At 74.2% G+C, this 22,462-nt stretch carries 2 protein-coding genes; both read right to left on the bottom strand.

Annotated elements, in window-relative coordinates; translation table 11 throughout:
* Positions 1-25: 25 nt before the first annotated feature.
* Positions 26-7,585: an amino acid adenylation domain-containing protein gene (locus ACZ32T_RS31020; protein ID WP_467370355.1), complete on the bottom strand. Its 7,560-nt coding sequence runs from the start codon at positions 7,583-7,585 to the stop codon at positions 26-28.
* A complete protein-coding gene (locus tag ACZ32T_RS31015; RefSeq protein WP_467370353.1) occupies positions 7,582-22,095 on the bottom strand; it encodes an amino acid adenylation domain-containing protein in 14,514 nt (4,837 codons plus the stop codon). The genes ACZ32T_RS31020 and ACZ32T_RS31015 overlap by 4 nt, the downstream gene beginning before the upstream one ends.
* Positions 22,096-22,462: the final 367 nt, after the last annotated feature.

The raw sequence follows: 22,462 nt of genomic DNA, 5'->3' as shown, positions 1-22,462 counted from the left end.
GCCACTGACAATCCCGGGCGGCCGGCTACGTCGTCACCCGCAGCCCCTGCGGAGTGGGCAGGAAGCCCGTCTCCTGGAAGTAGGTCAGGTAGCGGGTCAGGATGTCGTCGGTCAGGGCCGGCAGGTGGACGCCCAGTGCTCCCGCCGCCTCTGCCGTCCGGCTGGAGTCGAAGCGGCGGTGCTCCGTCGCCTCCTGCCTGGTCTGTCCCGCGTCGCCGAGGAACAGTTGCGCCGCGTTGTCGTGCCGGGCCGCGACGCGGGCCTGCCATTCCGCTGCGGGGACGGTGCGCACGTCGTGGCCCAGGCGGGCGGCGGCTTCGAAGACACGGTCCAGCCCCGGTGCGTCCGGGTTGGTGAGGTGGTAGGCCTCGGCACCGGTCCCGCCGGACGCGGAGAGCGCCACCACTGCCGCGCTGACGTGGTCCACGGGCACCCAGTCGGTCGACCCGTACGGCAGGTCCGGCACCGCGCCCGCCTGGAGGCACCCCTTGATGAGCTGCCACAGCAGGTCGCGGTCCTGGCAGGCGCCGGTGGCGGTGTCGCCGCTGATGCGCCCGGGCCGGTAGACCGTCACCGGCAGCCCGCGCTCGCGGGCCAGGCCGACCAGTTGCTCGGCGACCCACTTGCTCTGGGCGTAGCCGTCGGGCAGGCCGGACGCCGGTCCTGTCGGGGTGGACTCCGTGACGGTGTCGGGCTCCGCGCCTGTCGCCGGGGCGTAGACGCTCGTGGTCGAGACGTAGTGCATCCCGGGTGACGCCGAGTCGGCCAGCAGACGCAGCAGTTCCTCGGTGCCCGCCACGTTCGGGGCGCGCAGATCGCCGTAGCCGGCGGCGAAGTTGACGCGGGCGCCGTTGTGGACGACCGGGCCGAGCCGGCGGACCAGGGCCGACCGGGCCTCGGGTGACAGGCCGAGGCCGGGGGCTGCGAGGTCCCCGGGGACGGGGCGGACGAGGGCGGCATACCGGGGACGCCACAGGCCGTAGCGCTCCAGATTCGCCCGTAGCCGGTCCGCGGCGCGCTGCTCGTCCTCGGCACGTACGAGGCAGTCGACCGGGCCGTCGGTGGTCTCGATGAGGTCGCGGAGGAGGAAAGCGCCGAGGAAGCCGGAAGCGCCGGTCAGGAGCGGCCGCGGGGACGGGCGGGAGAGTCCGGGGCGCGGGGCGGTGCCGTCCCGCCCCACGCCGGTGATGTCCGGCGCCAGGCGGATTTCGGCGGCGAGCCCCGGAGCGACGGTGCTCGCCCGGTCCTCCTCCCCCGCCTCGCTCTCCAGGAGGCGGGCCACCCCTTCGACGGTCGGCGCCGCGAACAGGGCGCGCAGGGCGGGGCGTCGGCCGCAGCGTTCTTCGATCCGCCGGGCGAGGGTCACGGCGAGCAGCGAGTGGCCGCCGAGGGCGAAGAAGTCGTCCGAGACACCGACCTCGGGCACGCCGAGTGTCTCCGCGAAGGCCTCGCACAGCGCGCGTTCGCGAGCGGTGCGCGGTGCACGGCCGCCGGCCGGTACGGCGTGCTCCGGTGCGGGCAGGGCGCGCCGGTCGGTCTTGCCGTTGGGGGTGACGGGCAGGGCGTCGAGCCGTACATGGGCCGCGGGGACCATGTGGGCGGGCAGCGTGGCGGCGAGGTGCGCCCGTGTCCCGGCGTCGTCCGGGCCGTCCGCACCGTCGGCGGCCACGGTGTAGGCGACCAGGCGCCGGTCGCCGGGCCGGTCCTCGCGGACGACGGCGCAGGCCGCGGCGACGCCGGGCAGGGCGGTGAGCGCGGCTTCGATCTCGCCGAGTTCGATGCGGAAGCCGCGCAGTTTGACCTGGTCGTCGACACGGGAGACGTAGACGAGCTCCCCGTCGGCCGTCCAGCGCACCAGGTCACCGGTGCGGTACATACGGCCCCCCGCGCGGTCGGACGGGTCGGCCACGAAGCGGGTCGCGGTCAGGGCAGCCTGGCCGTGGTAGCCGCGGGCCACGCCCTCTCCGGAGACGTACAGTTCGCCGATGACGCCGGGTGGCACGGGGGCCAGCCTGTCGTCCAGGACCTGGACGCGGGTGCCGTTGACGGGGACGCCGATGGAGACGCTCCGGTCGGGGGCGTGCGGCCCGTCCGCGTGCTGGAAGGTGCTCATGGTCGCGCACACGGTGGTCTCGGTCGGGCCGTAGGCGTTGACGAGGAACCGGTCCCGCGCCCAGGCGCGCACCAGGGCCGGCGGGCACGCCTCACCGGCGAGGACCATCGTCGTCCCGGTGGGCAGTGACTTCGGCGGCATCACCGCGAGCGCGGCGGGCGGCAGGGTGAGGTGGGTGACACCCCGCTCGCGGACCAGGGTGGCGAGGGCGGGGCCGGGCAGCAAGGCTTCGCGTTCGTCGATCTCCAGGCAGGCTCCGGAGAGCAGCCCCATGCACAGCTCCCAGAACGCGGCGTCGAAGCTGACGGACGCCATGTGCAGCACCCGGCTTCCCGGGGCGACCCGCAGCCGCTCGCTCTGGGTCCTGGCCATGGCACCGGCGCCCCGGTGGGTGACCACGACGCCCTTCGGGCGGCCGGTGGAGCCGGACGTGTAGATGACGTACGCCGGGTGCGCCGGGAGCAGGACCGGGCGGGCGGGCGCGGACGCCGACGCGCCGGTCTCCAGGTCGCCGGTGTAGAGGCACGGCACCGGGGACTCCGGGAGGCGGCGGCGGATGGCGGGCGTGGTGAGGAGGAGGCGCGGCCGGGCGTCGTCGAGCATGTAGGACAGGCGCGGGGCCGGGTAGTCGGGGTCGAGCGGTACGTACGCCGCCCCGGCCTTGAGGACGCCGAGGAGGGTCACGACGAGGTCGTGGGTGCGGGGCAGGGCTATCGCCACCCGGTCCTCGGGGCCGATGCCCCGGGCCGCGAGGTGGTGGGCGACGGCGTCGGCGCGGGCGTCGAGCTCACCGTAGGTGAGGGTGGTGCCGGCGTCGCGGACCGCCGGAGCGTCCGGGGTGCGCCGGACCCACTGCTCGAAGAGCGCGGGGACGGTCGACTCCGGCAGGTTCTCGACGGGTCCGGTCCCCCAGGCGGCGAGGCGGGCGCGCTCGTCGGTGGTGAGCACGTCGTACGTGCTCAGCGGGCGGTCGGGTTCGGTGGTCACGGAGTCGAGCAGCAGGACGAGACGCGCGGCGAGGTCGCGGACCGTGGCCGCGTCGAAGAGTTCCGTCGCGTAGTCGACGGCGCCTCGCATGCCGCTGGGTGTGCCGCTGTCGTCGTACGTCTCGGTGAAGGTGAACGACAGGTCGAACTTGCTGACGCCTGGGGCGGCCGGCACACCGTGGGTGGTGAGGCCGGGCAGGTCCACGGGGGCGGCCGGGGTGTGGTTCTGGAGGATGAGCATGGTCTGGAACAGCGGATGGTGGTTCTGCGAGCGGGCGGGGTTGAGCAGTTCCACCAGGCGTTCGAACGGGACGTCCTGGTTCGCGTACGCGTTGAGGTCGAACTCCCGCACACGATCGAGGAGTTCAAGAAAGGTGGGGTCTCCCGTCAGGTCCGTGCGCAGCACGAGTGTGTTGACGAAGAAGCCGACGAGGTCGGAGACCGCCTCGTCGGTGCGTCCGGCGACGGCTGTGCCCAGCGGGATGTCGTGGCCGGCGCCGTGCCGTGAGAGGACGGTCGAGAGGGCGGCCTGGAGCACCATGAAGACGCTGCATCCGCTGCTGCGGGCGAGGTCGGCGACCCGCCGGGCGGTGGCGGTGCCGAGTGCGAAGTCGTGGGTGGCGCCGGTGTGCCGGGGTACGGCCGGGCGCGGCCGGTCCCAGGGCAGCTCGACCCTCTCCGGCAGCCCGTCCAGTGCGCTTCTCCAGTGGGCCAGCTGGCGTGCCGCGAGGCTCTCCGGGTCGTGCTCGTCGCCGAGCAGGCGGCGCTGCCAGAGGGTGTAGTCGGCGTAGTCGACGGTCGGTTCGGCCCACTGCGGTGCCTCGGCGCGGACGCGGGCGCGGTAGGCGGTGCCGAGGTCCCGGGCGAGGGATGCGAGGGACGAGCCGTCGGCGGCGATGTGGTGGATCACGAGGACCAGGACGTGGGCGTCGTCGGTCAGGCGCAGCAGGGTCGCCCGAAGCGGGAGACGGTGCTCGATGTCGATCGGTGCGGCGGCGGCCGCCCTGATCCGGTCGGGCAGTCCCTGCTCGTCGACGGCTTCGAGGGCGAACGGGAGGCGGACGTCGTCCGGGGCGGTGATGTGCTGGCGCGGCCGGCTGTCGTGCTCGGGGAACACGGTGCGCAGGGCGGCGTGCCGGTCGACGACGTCGCGGAGGGCCATGCGCAGCGCCTCGGTGTCGAGCGGTCCGTCGATGCGCAGGGCGAAGGGGATGTTGTAGGTGGCGGAGGGGCCTTCGAGGCGGTGCAGGAACCACAGGCGCTGCTGGGCGTAGGACAGCGGGAGCGCGGCCGGGCGTTCCTGCGGTACGAGCGCGGGGCGCGCGGGACGGCCGGCGTCCCGCAGGGCGGTGGCGAGCGTGGCGACGGTGGGGTTCTCGAAGAGGGTGCGGATCTCCGTCTCGGTGTCCAGGGCGGTGCGGACGCGGCCGACGAGGCGGGTGGCGAGCAGGGAGTGGCCGCCCAGGGCGAAGAAGCTGTCGTCGACGCCGACGCGGTCCACGCCCAGCACGTCGGCGAACAGTCCGGCGAGGATCTCCTCGTGTGCGGTGCGGGGCGGGCGGCTCCCCGGGCCGGGAGGGGCGGCGGGTGCCGGGAGGGCCGACCGGTCGAGCTTGCCGTTGGTGGTCAGCGGAAGCGCGTCGAGCGGCTGGATGGCCGACGGCACCATGTAGGCGGGCAGTTGGCTGCCGAGGTGGGCGGCGAGCAGGTCCGGGTCCGGGACACGCCCTGGCGCCGGGACGACGTAGGCGGTCAGGGTCCGGTCGCCCGGCAGGTCCTCGCGGACCAGGACGCAGGCCGCCCGTACGGACGGGTCGGCGCGGAGCACCGCCTCGATCTCGGCGGGCTCGATGCGGTGGCCCCGGAGCTTGATCTGCTGGTCGGCCCGGGCCACGTGGTGCAGGGTGCCGTCGGGGTCGCGGCGCACGAGGTCGCCGGTGCGGTACATCCGCGCCCCCGTGCCGGCGAACGGGTCGGCGACGAACCGGGTGGCGGTGAGACCGGGGCGCCCCAGGTAGCCGCGCGCCACCCCGGGCCCCGCGACGTACAGTTCGCCCTCGGCGCCGGACGGCACGGGCCGCATCGCGCCGTCCAGGACGTAGGCGCGCATACCGTCGAGCGGGCGGCCGATCGGGGGGACGACGCCGGGAGCGTCGCCGGGGCGTACGTGGTGGAGGGTGGCGAACGTGGTGGTCTCGGTGGGACCGTAGACATTGAGGAAGACGGTGCCGGGGTGCGCGGCGGCGAGGCTCTGGAGGACGCCGGGCGCCGCGGCCTCGCCTCCTGAGGCGGCCAGGCGGAGCAGTCCGAGGGCACCGGGATCGGTCTCGGCGATGACGTTGAACAGGGCCGTGGTCAGGAACGCCGCCGTCACGCCGTCACGGGCGACGAGGTCACGCAGCACTTCGGGCTGGAGGGCGCCCTCGGGGGCCACGACGACACGGCCCCCGTTGAGGAGGGGGGCCCATATCTCGAAGGTGGAGGCGTCGAAGACGTAGGCCGAGTGCAGCAGGACGGCGTCGGCGACGCCGTCACACCACGTCCGGTCGGACGCCAGGGCGGTGATGTCGGCGTGGGTGACGCCGACCCCCTTGGGCAGACCGGTGGAACCCGAGGTGAACATCACGTACGCGAGCCCGGCGCCGCCCGGGACGGCGGGGAGGGCTCCCGGGATGTCTGGGGCCCCTTGCACGGGCCGGCCCACGTGGTCGACCGTCACCACGTGCACGTCGGGTCCGAGACCGCGCACCCACGGGTGGGTGCGGTTGGCCCCGTCGACGATCAGGGTGCGGAGGGAGGCCACCTCGGCGACACGGGTGAGCCGTTCGGCGGGCCAGCCCGGATCGAGCGGTACATAGGCGGCACCGGCGCGCAGGGCTGCCAGGGATGCGGTGACCAGGGCCGTCGAGCGGCCCATGAGGATCCCGACGCCGTCCTCGGCGCCGGTTCCGGCACCCGCCAGCGCACCGGCCAACCCGTCCGACAGTGACACGAGCCGGCCGTAGGTCAGCTGCTCGCCGGCCTCGGACACGGCCACCGCGTCCGGGTGGCGGGCGGCACTCCGGGCGACGGCGGCCGGAATGCTCTCGTCCAGGGTGTCGCGGAGGAGCCCGGCACCGATCCCCTGGGAGAGCAGCGTCTCGCGCTCACCGTCCAGGAGCACGGGGACGGCGTCGGCGCGGCTGTCGAGCCCGTCCGCCATCGCGGTCAGCAGGCGCCGCATGCGGGCGACCGTACGGGCCACCTCGTCATGGCCGAGTACGGCCGTCCGGTATCCGAAGGTGATCCTCAGGGAGTCGCCCGGAGCGATGGTGAGGGTGAGCGGGTAGTGGGCGGCGTCCGTGCCGCTGAAGCCGGTGACGGCGAGGCCGGGCAGCCCCTGCTGCGCGGTGCGCAGGGCCTCCGCGTCCATCGGGTAGTTCTCGAACACGGCCAGGGTGTCGAAGAGCTCGTCCAGCCCGGTGACACCGCGGATCTCGGTCAGGCCCACGTACTGGTGACCGAGGAGACGGCTCTGCTCCTCCTGGAGCCGGGTCAGGAGCGCGGCCAGCGTTTCGCCGGGGGCCGGGCGGAGCCGTACGGGCACCGTGTTGATGAACAGGCCGACCATCGACTCGATGCCCGGAATCTCCGGCGGGCGTCCGGAGACGGTGGTGCCGAACACGACGTCGGAACGTCCGGTGCGGTAGGCGAGCACCAGGGCCCAGGCGCCCTGCACCAGGGTGTTGAGGGTGAGCCGGTGCGCGCGGGCCGTCTCACGCAGCCGGTGCGTCGTGCCGGCGTCCAGATCGAGGACGAGTGTGTCGGGCAGCTCGCCGGAGCCCGGCACGTCCGCCCCGCCCGTCCCGGCGAGCAGGGTGGGCGACTCGACACCGGCGAGTGAGGCGCGCCAGGCGTCCAGTGCGGCGGTCCGGTCCTGCCGGGCCAGCCAGGCGAGGTAGGTGCGGTACGGGACGACGCGCGGCAGGGCGCTGTCGTCGCCCTTGCGTGCGTACAGCTCGAAAAGCTCCCGCACGAGCAGCGGCATCGACCATCCGTCGAGCAGGATGTGGTGGCTCGTCATGACGAGCCGGTGGCTCTCGGCAGCCGTGCGCACGAGGGTGAACCGCATCAGCGGTGGTGAGGTGAGGTCGAAGCGTCGGGTCCGGTCGGCGGCGAGGAACGCGGTGAGGCGCTCCTGTGCCGTGTCCGCGCCGTACGCCCCGGTCAGGTCCAGCTCCTCCAGCGGCACCGGTACCTCGGCGGCGACGGCCTGCACGGGTTCGTCCAGGTCCTCGTGGAGGAATCCGACCCGCAGGTTGGCGTGCCGCCGCAGCAGGCCGTCCACGGCGGCGTGCAGGGCGGGGACACTCACGGGGCCTTCGAGGTCGAAGACGAACTGCGCGGTGTAGACGTCCACGGCACGGGAGTCGTACAGCGCGTGGAAGAGCATGCCTGCCTGCAACGGCGTCAGCGGCAGTACGTCTTCCAGTCGGAACCCGGTCACTTGCGGCCACCCCACTTGTTCTGCAGTCGGTCGATCTGGGCCTGGCCTAGGGAGACCAGGGGGAGGTCGGACGGCGTGTAGCCGCCCGCGTCGGGACGTTCGGCGTGTTCGGCCACGGCGCGCAGGGCGCGGGTGAAGGCCTCGGACAGGGACTCCACGTCCTCCTCCTTGAGGAGGTCGCTGGGCCAGGTCCAGCGGGTCACCAGGCGCGGACCGTCCGGCAGGTCCTCGGTGTGCGCGTTGATGTCGAGGACGTGGTGGACGGGCATGTCGGGGTCCTGGCCGCGTGGTCCGCCGCCGTCGAGCAGGACGTCCCAGTCGGCGCCGTCGCTCCCGCCCGCCGGGGCGGGCGAAGAGACGTACCGGCCGAGGTAGTTGAAACCGATCTGGGGATCGGGTGAGGCGGCCAGCACCTGGCGGGTGGCGGGGTTGAGGTGGCGCAGCATTCCGTAGCCGACGCCGTGGTCCGGGACGGCGCGCAGCTGCTCCTTGACGCGTTTGAGGGCGCGTTCGACCAGGGCGGCGTCGAAGCGGCCGGGAGCGCGGGCGTCGACGGGTCCGGGGTCGATCCGGACCGGGTAGAGGCTGGTGAACCAGCCGACCGTACGGGAGAGGTCGAGGTGGTCGGCTATCTGCTCGCGGCCGTGTCCCTCCAGGTCGAGCAGGACGGCGGTGCTGTCCGGCCGGGACCCGCCGAGGGCGGCGGCCCGTTCGGCACGCCAGGAGCAGACGGCGAGGGCCAGCCCCGTGAGCAGGACGTCGTCGACCCCGGCGTGGAAGGCGGCGGGGGCGGTGGTGAGGAGGGATCTCGTCCAGGTGGCGGGCAGGTGGGTGACGAGGGTGCGCGTCCGGTCGGCGGTGTCCAGGTCGGGGTCGAGCGGCCGGTATCCCAGCTGCGGGTCAGGCGTACTCAACGCCGTCTGCCACAGGCTGAGTTCGTTCTCACGTCTCGGTTCACGCGCCTGGGACGCCAGGAGCCGTGCCCACTGCCGGTAGGACGTGGTGGCCGGGCGTGGTGCGGGCGGCCGTCCGCCTTCGGCCGCGGCCTCGGTGACGGTCTCCCAGGCGTGCGCCACATCGGCGGCGAGGATGCGCCAGGACACCGCGTCGACGGCCAGGTGGTGCACGACGAGCAGCAGCCGCCCGCGGGTGCGGGGCCCGGCGTCGCACCAGACGGCCTCGACCACCTCCCCGTGCGCGGGCCGCAGCCGTCTGCGCGCCTCTTCACCCGCCTCGGTGACGGCGGCGCGGACGGCTTCCGCGTCGAGCCCCGCGACGTCGACCCGGGTGAAGCGGCGCCGGGCGGGGACGGCCCCGGGCGGCAGGGCCTCCATGACGGGTGCCCCGCCGGCCGAGCGGGTGGTCCGGAGCCGGAGCATGTCGTGCTGGTCGATGAGGAGTTGGAGAGTGGCTACGAGGGAGTCCTCGTCGGCGCCCGCGGGCGTGCGCAGCACCCCGGACTGGTTGTATCCGTCGGTGGTGCCGGGCCGCTCCAGGAACCAGGCGACGATGGGCGTCGGCGGCATCTCGCCGGTGCCCTCCCCGGCCGGCGCGGCGGTCTCCCGGCCGAGGGCGGTGGCGACGGCCGCGACGGCCTCGGGCGTGCGGTGGACGAAGACGTCGCGCGGGGTGACGCCGAGGCCCGCGTCGCGGACGCGGCTGACGAGCTGGATGGAGAGGATGCTGTCGCCGCCGAGCGCGAAGAAGTCGTCGTCCGCGCGGACGGCCGGAGCCTTCAGGACGGAGGCGAACGCCTCGCACAGGACGCGTTCCTGTTCGGTGCGCGGCTCTCCGCCCGGCCGGAGGGCGGCGGGCCGCTCCGGGGCGGGCAGGGCCCGCCGGTCGGTCTTCCCGTTGGGCAGCAGCGGCAGCGCGTCGAGGGGGACGAGGACGGCGGGCACCATGTACGGCGGCAGGGCGGCCATCAGACGGGTGCGTACCTCGCCGTCCGTGAGGGCCGCGTGGCCGCCGCTCCCGCCGGCGACGGTGTAGGCGACCAGGCGCCGCTCGCCCGGACGGTCCTCGCGGACGAGGGCGCAGGCGGCGGTGATGCCGTCGAGCCCGGTCAGAGCGGCCTCGATCTCGCCGAGTTCGATGCGGTAGCCGTGCAGCTTGACCTGGTCGTCGGCGCGGGCTACATAGCCGATCAGGCCGTCGGCGTCCCGCCTGACGAGGTCACCCGTGCGGTACATGCGGCTGCCGGCGGGGCCGTACGGGTCGGCGACGAACCGGGCGGCGGTCAGGCCCGCGCGCCCCAGATAGCCGCGGGCGAGGCCCTCGCCCGCGACGTAGAGCTCGCCGGTGACGCCCGGGGGCACCGGCAGGAGGCCCCCGTCGAGGACGTAGGCACGGGTGTTGTCGACGGGGCGGCCCAGCGGCACGTTCCCCTCCCCCACCGGGGCGTCCGTGGTCCCGTACCGGTGGGCGGTGGCGTCGATGGTCGCCTCGGTGGGCCCGTAGAGGTTGTGCACCTCGGCCTGCCATGTCCGCCCGACTCGCTCCGCGAGGTCCCTGGTCAGGGGTTCACCACCGCACAGGACGGCCCGCAGCGTCGGGGGCGCCTCGCCGGGAGCGGTCTCGGTGAGGACGAGCGAGAGGTGCGAGGGCACGAACTGGGCCAGGGTCGTGCCCGCGTCACGCATCCGGGCCAGCAGCGCCGCCGGGTCGTGGTTGAGGGCCGGCGGCACGGGGCAGGTGGCGCCGCCGTGCAGGAGCGGAAGCCATGTCTCCCAGACCGAGGCGTCGAAGCTCGGCGAGGTGCGGGCGAGGACCCGGTCCTCGCCGGTGAGGCCCAGGTGGTCCGCCATCCACGCCATGTGGTTGGTCAGGGAGGCGTGGGTGACGACGACGCCCTTCGGGCGGCCGGTGGAGCCCGAGGTGTAGATGACGTACGCCGCGTCGCGCGGGTCCGGCGCGGCGGTCACGGGCGCCGGCCGGCCGGTGGACCATGCGGCCCGGTCGTCGAGGGCGAGGCAGGGGACGGACCGGCTGTACCGCGCGGTTCGTGCGGTGCCATGGGTGAGGAGCAGGGCAGGGCGGGCGTCGTCGAGCATGTGGGCGACGCGCGCCTCGGGGTACTCCAGGTCGACGGGCAGGTACGCGGCCCCGGCCTTGACCACCGCCAGCATCGCGACGGCCTGGTCGGTGGTCCCTTCGAGGGCGAGGGCGACGAGGTCGCCGCGGCCGATGCCTCTGGCGCCCAGGTGGTGCGCGAGATCGTCGGAGAGCGCGTCGAGTTCGCGGAAGGTGAGGCGGTGCGCGCCGTCCAGCACGGCGGTCGCCGCGGGGGTACGCGCGCACTGTGCCCGGAACGCCTCGGGCGCCGTGCGGGCGGCCACCGGCCGCACCGCGCCGTGTGCGGCGCGTTCGACGCCGCGCCGCTCGGCGGGTCCCAGGACGTCGGTGGTGTGGACACGCCGGCCGGGGTCGGCGGCGAGTGAGGCGAGCAGGCGGGTCAGCCGGGCGGCCAGGGTGCGCGCGGTCCCGTGGGCGAAGAGTTCGGTGGAGAACTCCAGGACGCCGTCGAGACCGGCGGGCCGGCCCGTGCCGTCGTGCTTCTCGGTGAAGGTGAAGGTGAGGTCGAATTTGCTGATGCCGGTGCGCACGGGCTGTTCGGTCACCGTGAGCCCGGGCAGGCCGACGGCCGCGGCCGCGTGGTTCTGGAGGACGAGCATGGTCTGGAACAGCGGGTGGTGGTTCTGCGCCCGGGCCGGGCTGAGGGCGTCCACCAACCGCTCGAACGGCACGTCCTGGTGGGCGTAGGCCGCCAGGTCGAAGTCCCGTACCCGGTCGAGTACGTCGCGGAAGGTGGGATCCCCGCTCAGGTCGGTGCGCAGGACGAGGGTGTTGACGAAGAAGCCCACCAGGTCGTCGAGGGCTTCGTCGGTGCGTCCGGCGACGGCGGTGCCGAGCGGGATGTCCTCGCCTGCGCCGTGCCGGGAGAGGAGCACCGACAGACCCGCCTGGAGCACCATGAAGAGGCTGCACCCGCTGGTCCGGGCCAGCTCGGCCAGCGCCCGGTGGGTGTCCGCGTCGACGGGGAAGGCGAACGCGTCGCCGCGGTGCCCCGTGACGGCGGGGCGCGGCCGGTCGCAGGGCAGATCGAGCAGATCGGGAGCGCCGGCGAGCGCGGTCCGCCAGAAATCCAGCTGGCGGGAGGCCACTCCCGCCGGGTCGTTCCCCTCGCCGAGCAGGGCGCGCTGCCACAGGGTGTAGTCGGCGTACTGGACGCGGAGTTCCGCCCAGGCGGGCTCCACCCCCTCGACACGCGCCCGGTACGCCTCGCCCAGGTCGCGCGCGAGCGGGGTGAGGGACCAGCCGTCACCCGCGATGTGGTGGACGAGCAGGACGAGGACGTGGTCCTCGGTTCCCAGCCGCAGCAGCCGGGCCCGTACGGGAAGGTCCGTGCTCACGTCGAAGGTGTGCGCCACCTCGGCGCCCAGGATCTCGTCGAGGCGGGCGGGCTCGGTGTCGCGGGGCGTCAGGTCGAGGTCGGCGTCCTCGGCGCCGAGGACGAGCTGACGCGCCACTCCGCCGGTGTCGGGGAAGACGGTGCGCAGGCTCTCGTGCCGTTCGACGACGTCCGACAGGGCGCTCTCCAGGGCGTCCGTGTCGAGCCGTCCGCGCAGGCGGAGCACCAGGGGCACGTTGTACGTGGCGCTGGGCCCCTCGAACCGGTTGAGGAACCACAGGCGCTGCTGCGCGTAGGACAGCGGCAGCGGATCGGGACGGCCCGGGGCGCGCCCGAGGGGGCGCCTGGCCGTTGCGGCACCGTCCAGCGCGGCGGCGAGTGCCGCCGGTGTGGGGTGCTCGAAGAGTGCCTTGACCTGGACCTCCACACCCAGCGCGGTACGGATGCGGGCGACGAGGCGGGTGGCGAGCAGGGAGTGGCCGCCCAGGGAGAAGAAGTCGTCGTCGGGAGACACCCCGTCGAGGCCGAGCAGGTCCGCGAAGAGCCCGCACAGGATTTCCTCGCGGGCGGTGCGCGCGGTGCGCCCGCGGACCGGGGCGTGCTGCTCCGGGGCGGGCAGGGCGTTCCGGTCCACCTTGCCGTTCAGGGTCAGCGGCAGCGCGTCGAGCAGGACGAAGGCGGACGGGACCATGTAGGCGGGCAGGGACCTGCCGACGGCCCGGGCGAGGTCTCCGGGTTCGGGACGCGCGCCGCCGGCGGGCACCACGTATGAGACCAGCCGGCGGTCGCCGGGTGTGTCCTCGCGGACGACGGCGAAGGAGTCGGCGACGCCCTCGCAGCAGGCGAGCACGCCCTCGATTTCGCCGAGTTCGATGCGGTAGCCGCGCAGCTTCACCTGCCCGTCGGCGCGGTTGACGTACGTGATCCGGCCGTCGTGGGTCCACCGGACGAGGTCGCCGGTGCGGTACATGCGCCCGCCCGCCGGGTCGAACGGGTCGGCGACGAAACGCGTGGCGGTCAGGCCCGGGAGCCCGGTGTACCCGCGTGCCACGCCGCGTCCGGCCAGGTACAGCTCGCCCACGACGCCCGGCGGTACGGGGCCCAGGGAGCCGTCGAGGACGTAACCGCGCATGCCGTCCAGGGGGCGCCCGACGGGCGGCGGCCCCGGGGGCAGGTCGGCCGGCACGTCGTGACGGGTGGCGAAGGTGGTGGTCTCGGTCGGTCCGTACACATGGAGGACGCGCGTGCCGGGTGCGGTGCCCGCCACCCGCTGCATCGCGTCCGGTGAGGCCAGTTCCCCGCCGGCGCACACCAGTTGGAGGCCGGCGAAGGCACCGGGGTCGGTCTCGGCGAACACGTTGAACAGGGCAGTCGTCAGAAAGACGGCGGTCACGCCGTGCTCGTGGACGGCGTCGCCGAGGGCGCGGGCCTCCAGGACCCCGGCGGGTGCGACGACGATCCGGCCGCCGCGCAGGAGCGGGGCCCAGATCTCGAACGTGGACGCGTCGAAGACGTACGCCGAGTGCATCAGGACCGCGTCGGCGGCGCCGCCGGCCCACGCCGAGTCGGCGGTGAGCGCGGCCACGTCGCCGTGCGTGACGCCGACGCCCTTGGGCAGGCCGGTCGAGCCGGAGGTGAACATCACGTACGCGAGCGCGTCGGGTCCCGGCACCGTCGCGGGGTGGCCCGGCTGGGCGGGAGCGCCCCGCAGGACCCGGCCGACGCGGTCCACGACCACGACCGGCACCCGGCGGGCCGTCGCGGTGACCCAGGGGGTGGCGTGGGCTTCCTCGTCGACGACGAGGACCCGCAGGGCCGCCACTTCGGCGGCCTGGTCGAGCCGTTCCTCGGGCCAGCGCGCGTCCAGCGGGACGTAGGCGCCGGCCGCGCGGACCACGCCCAGGGACACCGACACCACGGCCGGCGACCTGGTGAGCAGCACGCCGACCCCGGTCTCGGGGCCGGTCCCGAGGCCCGCGAGGGTGCGGGCGAGGCCGGCGGAGATCGTGTCGAGGTCGGCGTACGTGAGCGTGGCGTGGTCGCCGGTCACGGCCACTGCGTCGGGTGTGCGGCGCGCCTGGGCCGCGAAGAGCGCGGACAGGGTGGCGTCAGCGGTGTCCGGCAGACCGCGGCCGGTGCCCCAGCGTGTGACCCGGGTGCGCTCGTCCGGCGTCATCAGGTGGTAGCCCGCCAGGGGCAGGCCCGGGTCGGCGGCCACCTGCTCCAGGAGGCGGACCAGACGTGCCGCGAGGGCTTCGACGGTGGCCCGGTCGAAGAGGGCGGTGGCGTACTCGATCCCGGCGGAGAGGCCGCCCGCGCCCTGGCCGTCGCCGCCCGCGCCCTGCTCCTCGGTGAAGGCGAAGGTGAGGTCGAACTTGCTCAGGCCGTTGTGGACGAGCCGGTCCTCGACGGTGAGACCCGGCAGGTCCGGGCGGTCGGTCTCCTGGTTCTGCAGGACCAGCATGGTCTGGAACAGCGGGTGGTGGTTGCGCGCCCGGACGGGGTTGACGCTCTCGACGAGGCGCTCGAAGGGCACGTCCTGGTGTGCGTAGGCGGCGAGATCGAACTCTCGTACCCGCACGAGGAGTTCGCGGAAGGTCGGATTGCCGGACAGGTCCGTGCGCAGCACGAGTGTGTTGACGAAGAACCCGACAAGATCCTCCAGTGCCTCGTCGGTGCGGCCGGCGACGGGCGAACCGAGCGGGATGTCGTCACCCGCGCCGTGCCGGTGCAGCAGGGTGGCCACCGCGGCTTGGAGCACCATGAACAGGCTGCTGCCCGACTCACGTGCCAGGCGCAGGAGTTGTGCGTACAACGGGGGTGGCACGTCGAAGGTGTGGACGGCACCTCTCGGGTCCGTGGTGACCGGGCGGGGCCGGTCGAGCGGCAGGTCGATCAGCCCGGGCAGACCGGCGAGGGCGGAGTGCCAGTGGTCGAGCTGCCGGCGCAGTGCGCTCTCCGGTGCGACGCCGTCGCCGAGGGCCGCGTGCTGCCAGAGGGTGTAGTCGGCGTACTGGAGCGGGGTACCGGCTGTCAGCTCGGGCCTGCGGCCCTCGACGCGGGCCCGGTAGGCCTCGCCGAGGTGGCGGGCGAGCGGGGCGAGGGACCAGCCGTCGCCCGCGATGTGGTGCAGGACGAGCACCAGGACGTGATGCCCCGGTGCCGAGCGGAGCAGCAGGGCCCGCAACGGCGGATCCACGACGACGTCGAACGGCTCGCGCACGGCGGCCAGGACGGCTTCCTCCAGCTCCCCGGGGGCCGTGGCCAGGACAGGGGGGTGGGGCGTGGCGGTGTCGACGGGGAGGATCAACTGGTGCGGGACACCGTCCCGTTCGGGGAACAGGGTGCGCAACGCCTCGTGCCGCTCCACGACATCGCGCAGGGCTGCTCGCAGGGCGTCGGTGTCCAGGGCGCCCTCAAGTTCGAGGACGAGCGGGACGTTGTAGGCGGAGCCGGGGCCTTCGAGCCGGTTGAGGAACCACAGGCGCTGCTGCGCGTAGGACAGCGGCAGCGGATCGGGCCGCTGAGCCACGGAGACCACCGGCGGGCGGGCCTGGCCCGGCGTGTCGAGGACGCGGGCCAGGCCCGCGACGGTCGGGTGCTCGAAGAGGGTGCGTACGGCGATCTCGGCGCCCAGAACGGTACGGACACGGCTGACGACGCGCATGGCGAGGAGCGAGTGTCCGCCGAGGTCGAAGAAGCTGTCGTGCGGGCCCACGAGCGGGCGGCCCAGGACGTCGGCGAAGATCCCGGCGAGCAGGTCCTCCTGGAGAGTGCGCTGCCCCGCTCCGGCGGGAGCACCGGCGTCCGGCTCGGGCGCGGGCAGGGCACGCCGGTCCACCTTGCCGTTGGGCAGGAGCGGGAGGTCGTCCAGGACGACGACGGCCCCGGGCACCATGTAGTGCGGAAGGGTCTCGGCGAGGGCGTCGCGGAGGGCGGCGGGGCGCGGGGCGGGCTCCCCGGCGACGGCGTAGGCGACGAGTCGGCGCCGGCCGGGCGCGTCCTCCCGGATCACGGCGCAGGAGGCCGTGACTCCGGGCCGCGCCAGGAGAGCGGCCTCGACCTCGCCCAGCTCGATGCGGAAGCCGCGGAGCTTGACCTGGTCGTCGGCGCGGGCCACGTGGTCGAGCAGACCGTGCCGGTTCCACCGTACGAGGTCGCCCGTCCGGTACATGCGGGCGCCGCCGGCGTCGAACGGGTCGGCGACGAACCGTGCGGCGGTCAGACCCGGGCGGTTCAGGTAGCCACGGGCGAGGTTGGGGCCCGAGAGGTACAGCTCCCCGGTGACGCCGGGGGGCACGGGCCGCAGCCGGGTGTCGAGGACGTAGGCACGCATGGTGTCGACGGGAAGGCCGATCGGCACGGTCTCCGACGGATTGCGGGCGTCCGGGTGCCCGCCGGTCTCCGGGCCGCCGGCACGGTGGGCGGTCGCGTCGATGGTCGCCTCGGTCGGCCCGTAGAGGTTGTGCGCCTCGGCCCGCCACAGCCTGGTGACGTCGTCGGCGAGAGCGCGCGGCAGCGGTTCGCCGCCGCACAGGACGGCACGCAGGCCGGGGAGCGGCGCGGCGTGCGCCGCCTCGGCGAGGACCAGGGTGAGGTGCGAGGGGACGAACTGGGCGAGGGTGACGCCGAACCGGCTCATCCAGGAGACGAGGGCGCCCGGTTCCCGGTTGGCGTCGTGCGGCAGCACACAGACTTCGGCGCCGCTCATCAGCGGGAGCCAGATCTCCCACACGGATGCGTCGAAGCTGGTGGAGGTGCGGGCGAGGACGCGGTCGTCCGGGGTGACGTCCAGGTAGCGCGCCATCCAGGCCATGTGGTTGGCCAGGGCCGCGTGTGTCACGACCACGCCCTTGGGACGGCCGGTGGAGCCGGAGGTGTGGATGACGTACGCGGGATCCGTGGGGTGCGGGTCGCTCCGCAGGGGCACGGTGGGGCCCTCCGGCCGGGCGTCCGGACCGTCGAGGGCGAGCCACGGTATGCCGAGGGCGGGCAGGTTCGCGTGGACGTCCGTGGTGGTGAGCACCAGGACGGGCCGGGCGTCGTCGAGCATGTGCCGGACACGGGCAGGCGGATACTGCGGGTCCACGGGCAGATAGGCGGCACCGGCGCGCAGTACGGCCAGCATGGCGACGACGGTGTCCACGGACGGCGGCGCGGCGAGCGCCACCCGGTCCTCACGCCCCGCGCCCCGCTCGCGCAGGACGTGGGCGAGGGCGTCGGCGCGGGCGTCGAGTTCGGCGTAGGTGAGGCTGGTGTGCGCGTCGCGCACGGCGACGGCGCGAGGTGTGCGTGCCGCCCATTCCCGGACGGCCTCCGGGGCGGTGCGGGCGGGCGGCGGGAGCTCCGCGCCGCGTCCCTGGCCGAGGAGACGGTCGCGCTCGCCCGGCGCGAGGGGGTCGAGGTCGCCGACCGCACGGTCCGGGTCGGCCACGGCCTGGGTGAGGACGCGGGCGAAACGGGCGCACAGGGCGCGGGCGGTGGAGGCGTCGAAGAGGTCGGTGGCGTATTCCAGGTAGCCCCCGATGCCGGCTTCGGCGACCTCGGCGACTTCGGTGGTCCCGGCGACTTCGGTGGTCCCGGCGACTTCGGTGGTCCCGGCGACTTCGGTGGTCCCGGCGATTTCGGTGACCTCGGTGACCTCGGTGAGCGAGAACGTCAGGTCGAACTTGCTGACCCCGGTGTGCCGGGACCGGTCGTGGCTGGTGACGCCGGGGAGGTCGAGCCCCGCCCGCTCCTGGCTCTGGAGGACCAGCATGGTCTGGAAGAGCGGGTGGTGGTCGCCGGACCGCTCGGGATTGAGCGCCTCCACGATCCCCTCGAAGGGGATGTCGCTGTGGCTGAAGGCGGCGATGTCGAACGCCTTCACTCTCTCCAGGAGTTCGCGGAAGGTCGGATCGCCGGACAGGTCGGTGCGCAGGACGACGGTGTTCACGAAGAACCCGACCAGATCGTCGAGGGCCTCGTCGGTGCGCCCCGCGGTCGCGGTGCCCAGTGCGATGTCGGTCCCGGCGCCGTGGGCGTGCAGCGTCACGGCCAGAGCCGCCTGGAGGACCATGAAAGGGGTGCAGCCGGTGGAACGCGCGAGCCGGGTGAGCGCGGCGTGCGCGGGGGCGGGCAGCTCGAACGGGACCGAGTCGCCCCGGTGGCCGGCCACCGCCGGGCGGGGCCGGTCGAGCGGCAGGTCGAGCAGACCGGGCGCGCCCCGCAGCGCCTCCTGCCAGAAGGCGATCTGACGTGCGGCCAGGCTGCCCGGGTCGTCGGCCGAGCCGAGCAGCCGACGCTGCCAGAGGGCGTAGTCGGCGTACTGCACGGGCAGCGCGGGCCAGTCGGGGGTGTCGGCGCCCGAACGTCTGGCGCGATAGGCGGCCCCGAGGTCACGGCTGAGCGGGGCGAGGGACCAGCCGTCGGCGACGACGTGGTGGAGGACGAGCACCAGGACGTGTCGGGCCGGGCCCAGGCGCAGCAGATGCGCGCGGACGCCGACGTCCCCGGTGAGGTCGAAGGGCACCGCGGACAAGCGGCGCACCGTTGCCTCCGCCCAGGCGTCGGCGCTCTCGTCCGCCGGCGGCAGCTCGACGGCCAGGGGGACGAGTGCCACGGCGGCGGACGGGTCGAGGACTTCCTGGCGGGCGACACCGTCCTCCTCGGCGAACACGGTGCGCAGGCTCTCGTGCCGGACGACGACATCGGCCAGCGCGCCGCGCAGCGCGTCCGTGTCCAGAGGGCCTTCGAGCTCGACGACCAGCGGGACGGTGTAGGTGTCACCGGGGCCCTCGGCGCGGTTGAGGAACCAGAGGCGCTGCTGCGCGAAGGAGAGCGGCACCGTGCCGGGCCGTTGCTGGGGGACGAGGGCGGGCCTGGCCGTGCCGGTGGTGTCGAGGGCGGCGGCGAGAGCGGCGACCGTGGGGTGGTCGAAGAGCGTACGCATGCTGATTTCGGCGCCCAGGGTGGCCCGCACCCGTCCGGTGAGGCGGGTGGCGAGCAGCGAGTGGCCGCCCATGGAGAAGAAGTTGTCGTCGACGCCGACCGCGTCCACGCCCAGGACGTCGGCGAACAGACCCGCCAGGACCTCCTCGTACGCCGTGCGCGGGGCCCGGCCCGTGGCGGCCACGGCGCGGGGGACGGGCAGGGCGCGGCGGTCGACCTTGCCGTTGGCGTTCAGGGGCAGCGCGTCGAGGAGGACGAACACGGAAGGCACCATGTACGCGGGCAGAGCCCGCCCCACGCGGCGGGCCAGGGCGGCGTCGTCCGCCCGGGCGCCCGGGGTCCGCACCACATAGGCGACGAGGCGCCGGTCGCCCGGCAGGTCCTCGCGGACCAGGACGCAGGCGGCGCGCACGTCCGGGTCGGCGAGCAGGGTGTGCTCGATCTCGGCGGGCTCGATGCGGAATCCACGGAGCTTGACCTGTCCGTCCGCGCGCCCGACGTACTCGATGTCGCCGCGCGCGGTCCAGCGCACGAGGTCACCGGTGCGGTACATCCGGCCGCCACGGGTGTCGTACGGGTCGGCGACGAACCGGGTGGCGGTCAGCGCCGGCCGGCCCTGGTAGCCGCGGGCGACACCGTGGCCGCTCACGTAGAGCTCCCCGACGACGCCGGGCGGCACCGGCCCGAGGGTGGCGTCGAGCACGAGGAGGCGCATCCCGTCCAGGGCCCGGCCGATGGGCGGCGTGCCGGGCGTGCCGGCGTCGACCTCGTGGCGGGTGGCGAAGGTCGTGGTCTCCGTGGGCCCGTACACGTGCAGCACGCGCGTGCCGGGCGCGGCCGCCGCCACCCGCTGCATCATGTCCGGGGTCGCGGCCTCACCGCCGGCGGCGACCAGGCGCAGTCCGCCGAACGCGGCGGGGTCGGCCTCGGCCACCACGTTGAACAGGGCCGTCGTCAGGAACAGCGCGGTCACCCCGTACCGGTCCACGACGTCCCTGAGGGCAGGCGCCTCCAGTACGCCGCCGGGCGCGACAACCACGCAGCCGCCGTTCAGGAGCGGCGCCCAGATCTCGAACGTGGAGGCGTCGAACACATAGGCCGAGTGGAGCAGTACCGCGTCACACGCCCCGTCCGACCAGGTGGTGTCGGCGGCCAGCGCGAGAACGTCGGCGTGGGTGACGCCGACGCCCTTGGGCAGGCCGGTGGAGCCTGAGGTGAACATCACGTAGGCGAGCCGGCCTGCGGGAGCCGCTCCGGGCAGCAGTCCGGGCCGGGGCGGGTATCCGCGTACGACGCCGCCGAGACCGTCCAGGACGAGCACCGGCAGGGTGGCGGACATCTCGTCCACCCAGCGCTGCCGGGCGGTGGCCTCGTCGACCACCAGCGCTCGGACACGGGCCACTTCGGCCACACGGGCGAGCCGTTCGGCCGGCCAGGCCGCGTCCATGGGTACGTACGCGGCGCCGGCCGCGACCGTCCCGAGCGTGGCGGACACCACGGCCGCCGAGCGGCCCATGAGGACGCCGACGCCGTCCTCGGCACCGATGCCCCATCCGGCCAGGGCACCGGCGAGGCCTTCCGCCACCCGCGCCAGCTCCCGGTACGAGAGGGTGGCGGCGCCGTCCACCACGGCCGGGGCGTCGGGGGTAAGGGCGGCCCGCGCGCCGAACGCTTCCGGCAGACCGGAGGCCGCCGTCCCGGCCGGCAGGGCGGCACCACGCCCGTGGGCGAGCAACGCCTCGGCGGCGGTGTCGTCCAGGAACGGCAGGTCGCCCAGGGGTGTGCCGGCGTCCGCGCCGGCCACGGCCGACAGGAAGGAGACGAGTGCCTGCTGGAGCAGCCGCACGTTATCGGGGTGGTACAGCTCCGGGTTGGCGTCGAACCCGATCAACGGCCCCTTACCCTCGGCCCGTTCGGAAACGAAGAGGGACACGTCGTCGACCGGGCCGATGGACAGCACGCGGGACGGGGCGGGGCTGCCGGCGAAGTCGAGGTCGTAGTCGTAGCCCATGATGTTGACGACGACATCGGTGAGGTGCGCCGCGCCGTCGGCCATGTTCAGTTCGCGGGCGAGCTGTTCGCGGGAGAAGCGGCGGTGACGCAGGGCGCCGCCCATCTCGGCCGCGACGGCGCGTACGAGGGCGCCGACCGTCATGTCCGCGGTGACGGTCAGGCGCAGCGGCAGGATGTTGGCGGTCATGCCGACGATGTGACGCAGTCCGCCGTGACGGCCGTTGGAGGCGAGCCCCACGGTGATGTCCTGTTGCCCGGTGACCCGGGCCACGTAGGCGGCGACCGCGCTCACGAGGACGACCGGCCATCTGGTGCGGTGTCCGGAGGCGAGACTCCGCAGGTCGTCGAGGACGGTGACGGGCAGGGTCTCCCCGGTGTGCATCCGGACGTCCGTTCCGGCGGGCCCGGACGCTGTCGGAGCGTCGGTGCGCCGCCGGATGAGCGTGGCGCCGCCCCGGGCGCGCGTGTCGTCCCCGACGCCCGCGGTGTCGCCGACGCCCGCCAGGTCCCCGAACTTCCCGGTCCAGTAGGCGCGGTCGGCCTCGAAGCGGTCCGAGCCCCGGTAGGCCGCCTCGTCGGCTATGAGGTCGCGCAGGGGCGCGGGGGGCAGCTCGGCCGCGGCGAGGGCCTCGCCGCGCACGGCCCGCCCGTAGAGGTCGGCCACGATGCGGCCGAAGACGCTGCCGCCGAGGCCGTCGACGGCGATGTGGTGAAAGCGGACGTACCAGTAGTGCAGCCGGTCGCCGATGCGCAGCAGCGCGAAGTGGTGGCGAGGGGCGTCGAGCCGGTCGACGGTGGACATGTCGGCGGCCATGTATCGCTCGGCCGCCGCCTCGGCATCGTCGGCGCCGGACAGGTCCACCCGGCGGAGCCGGCCGCTGTCCGTCGTGGCCCGGTGGCCGACGTGCTGCCGGACCGTCTCGCCCTGGGTGACGAACTCGAGATGGAGGCTGTCGCAGAGGGCGATGGCCCGGCCGAACGCCGCGCCGAACAATTCCTCGTCGAGGTCACCATGGATCTCGAAGCATTCCCCGATGTTGTATTTCGGGCTGGCCGGGTCGACGAGTTGCCCGTACCAGACACCCTGCTGCGCCGTGGTCAGTTCGAGGAACTCTTCGGGAGCCTCGGGGGTCGGGAGAGAACGGTTTTCCTGCATGCCGGTCCACACCTTTGGGGAGAGCGTTAGGGGACGGTGAAGAAGGGCCGGGTGGAACCGACCACGCCAGTGCACCGATCGTTGGGACAGGGGCCGGCGCAAGCGGAGACGACTGCCACCGAACCCACCGAATCAGACGCGGCCGAGATCTCCCACGGGGCATTACCGCCCAGCGGGAGACAGCGTTTCGTTCGCACAACGAGGGCGTCTCGCAAGGCAGCCCATCGATAACATATGCACGCCACACGGAGGCGAAATGAACATGCGCGAACAAGGCGCATCGACACCTGATCAAAATTGATCGACTTCGCTCGGATAGGAACGAAATCGATCGGAGCGGGGCGTCGACAAGCCGCTCGGCCTGGAA

The organism is Streptomyces sp. NPDC023573, from assembly GCF_055559735.1.
This window is presented reverse-complemented; position numbering and strand designations above follow the sequence as displayed.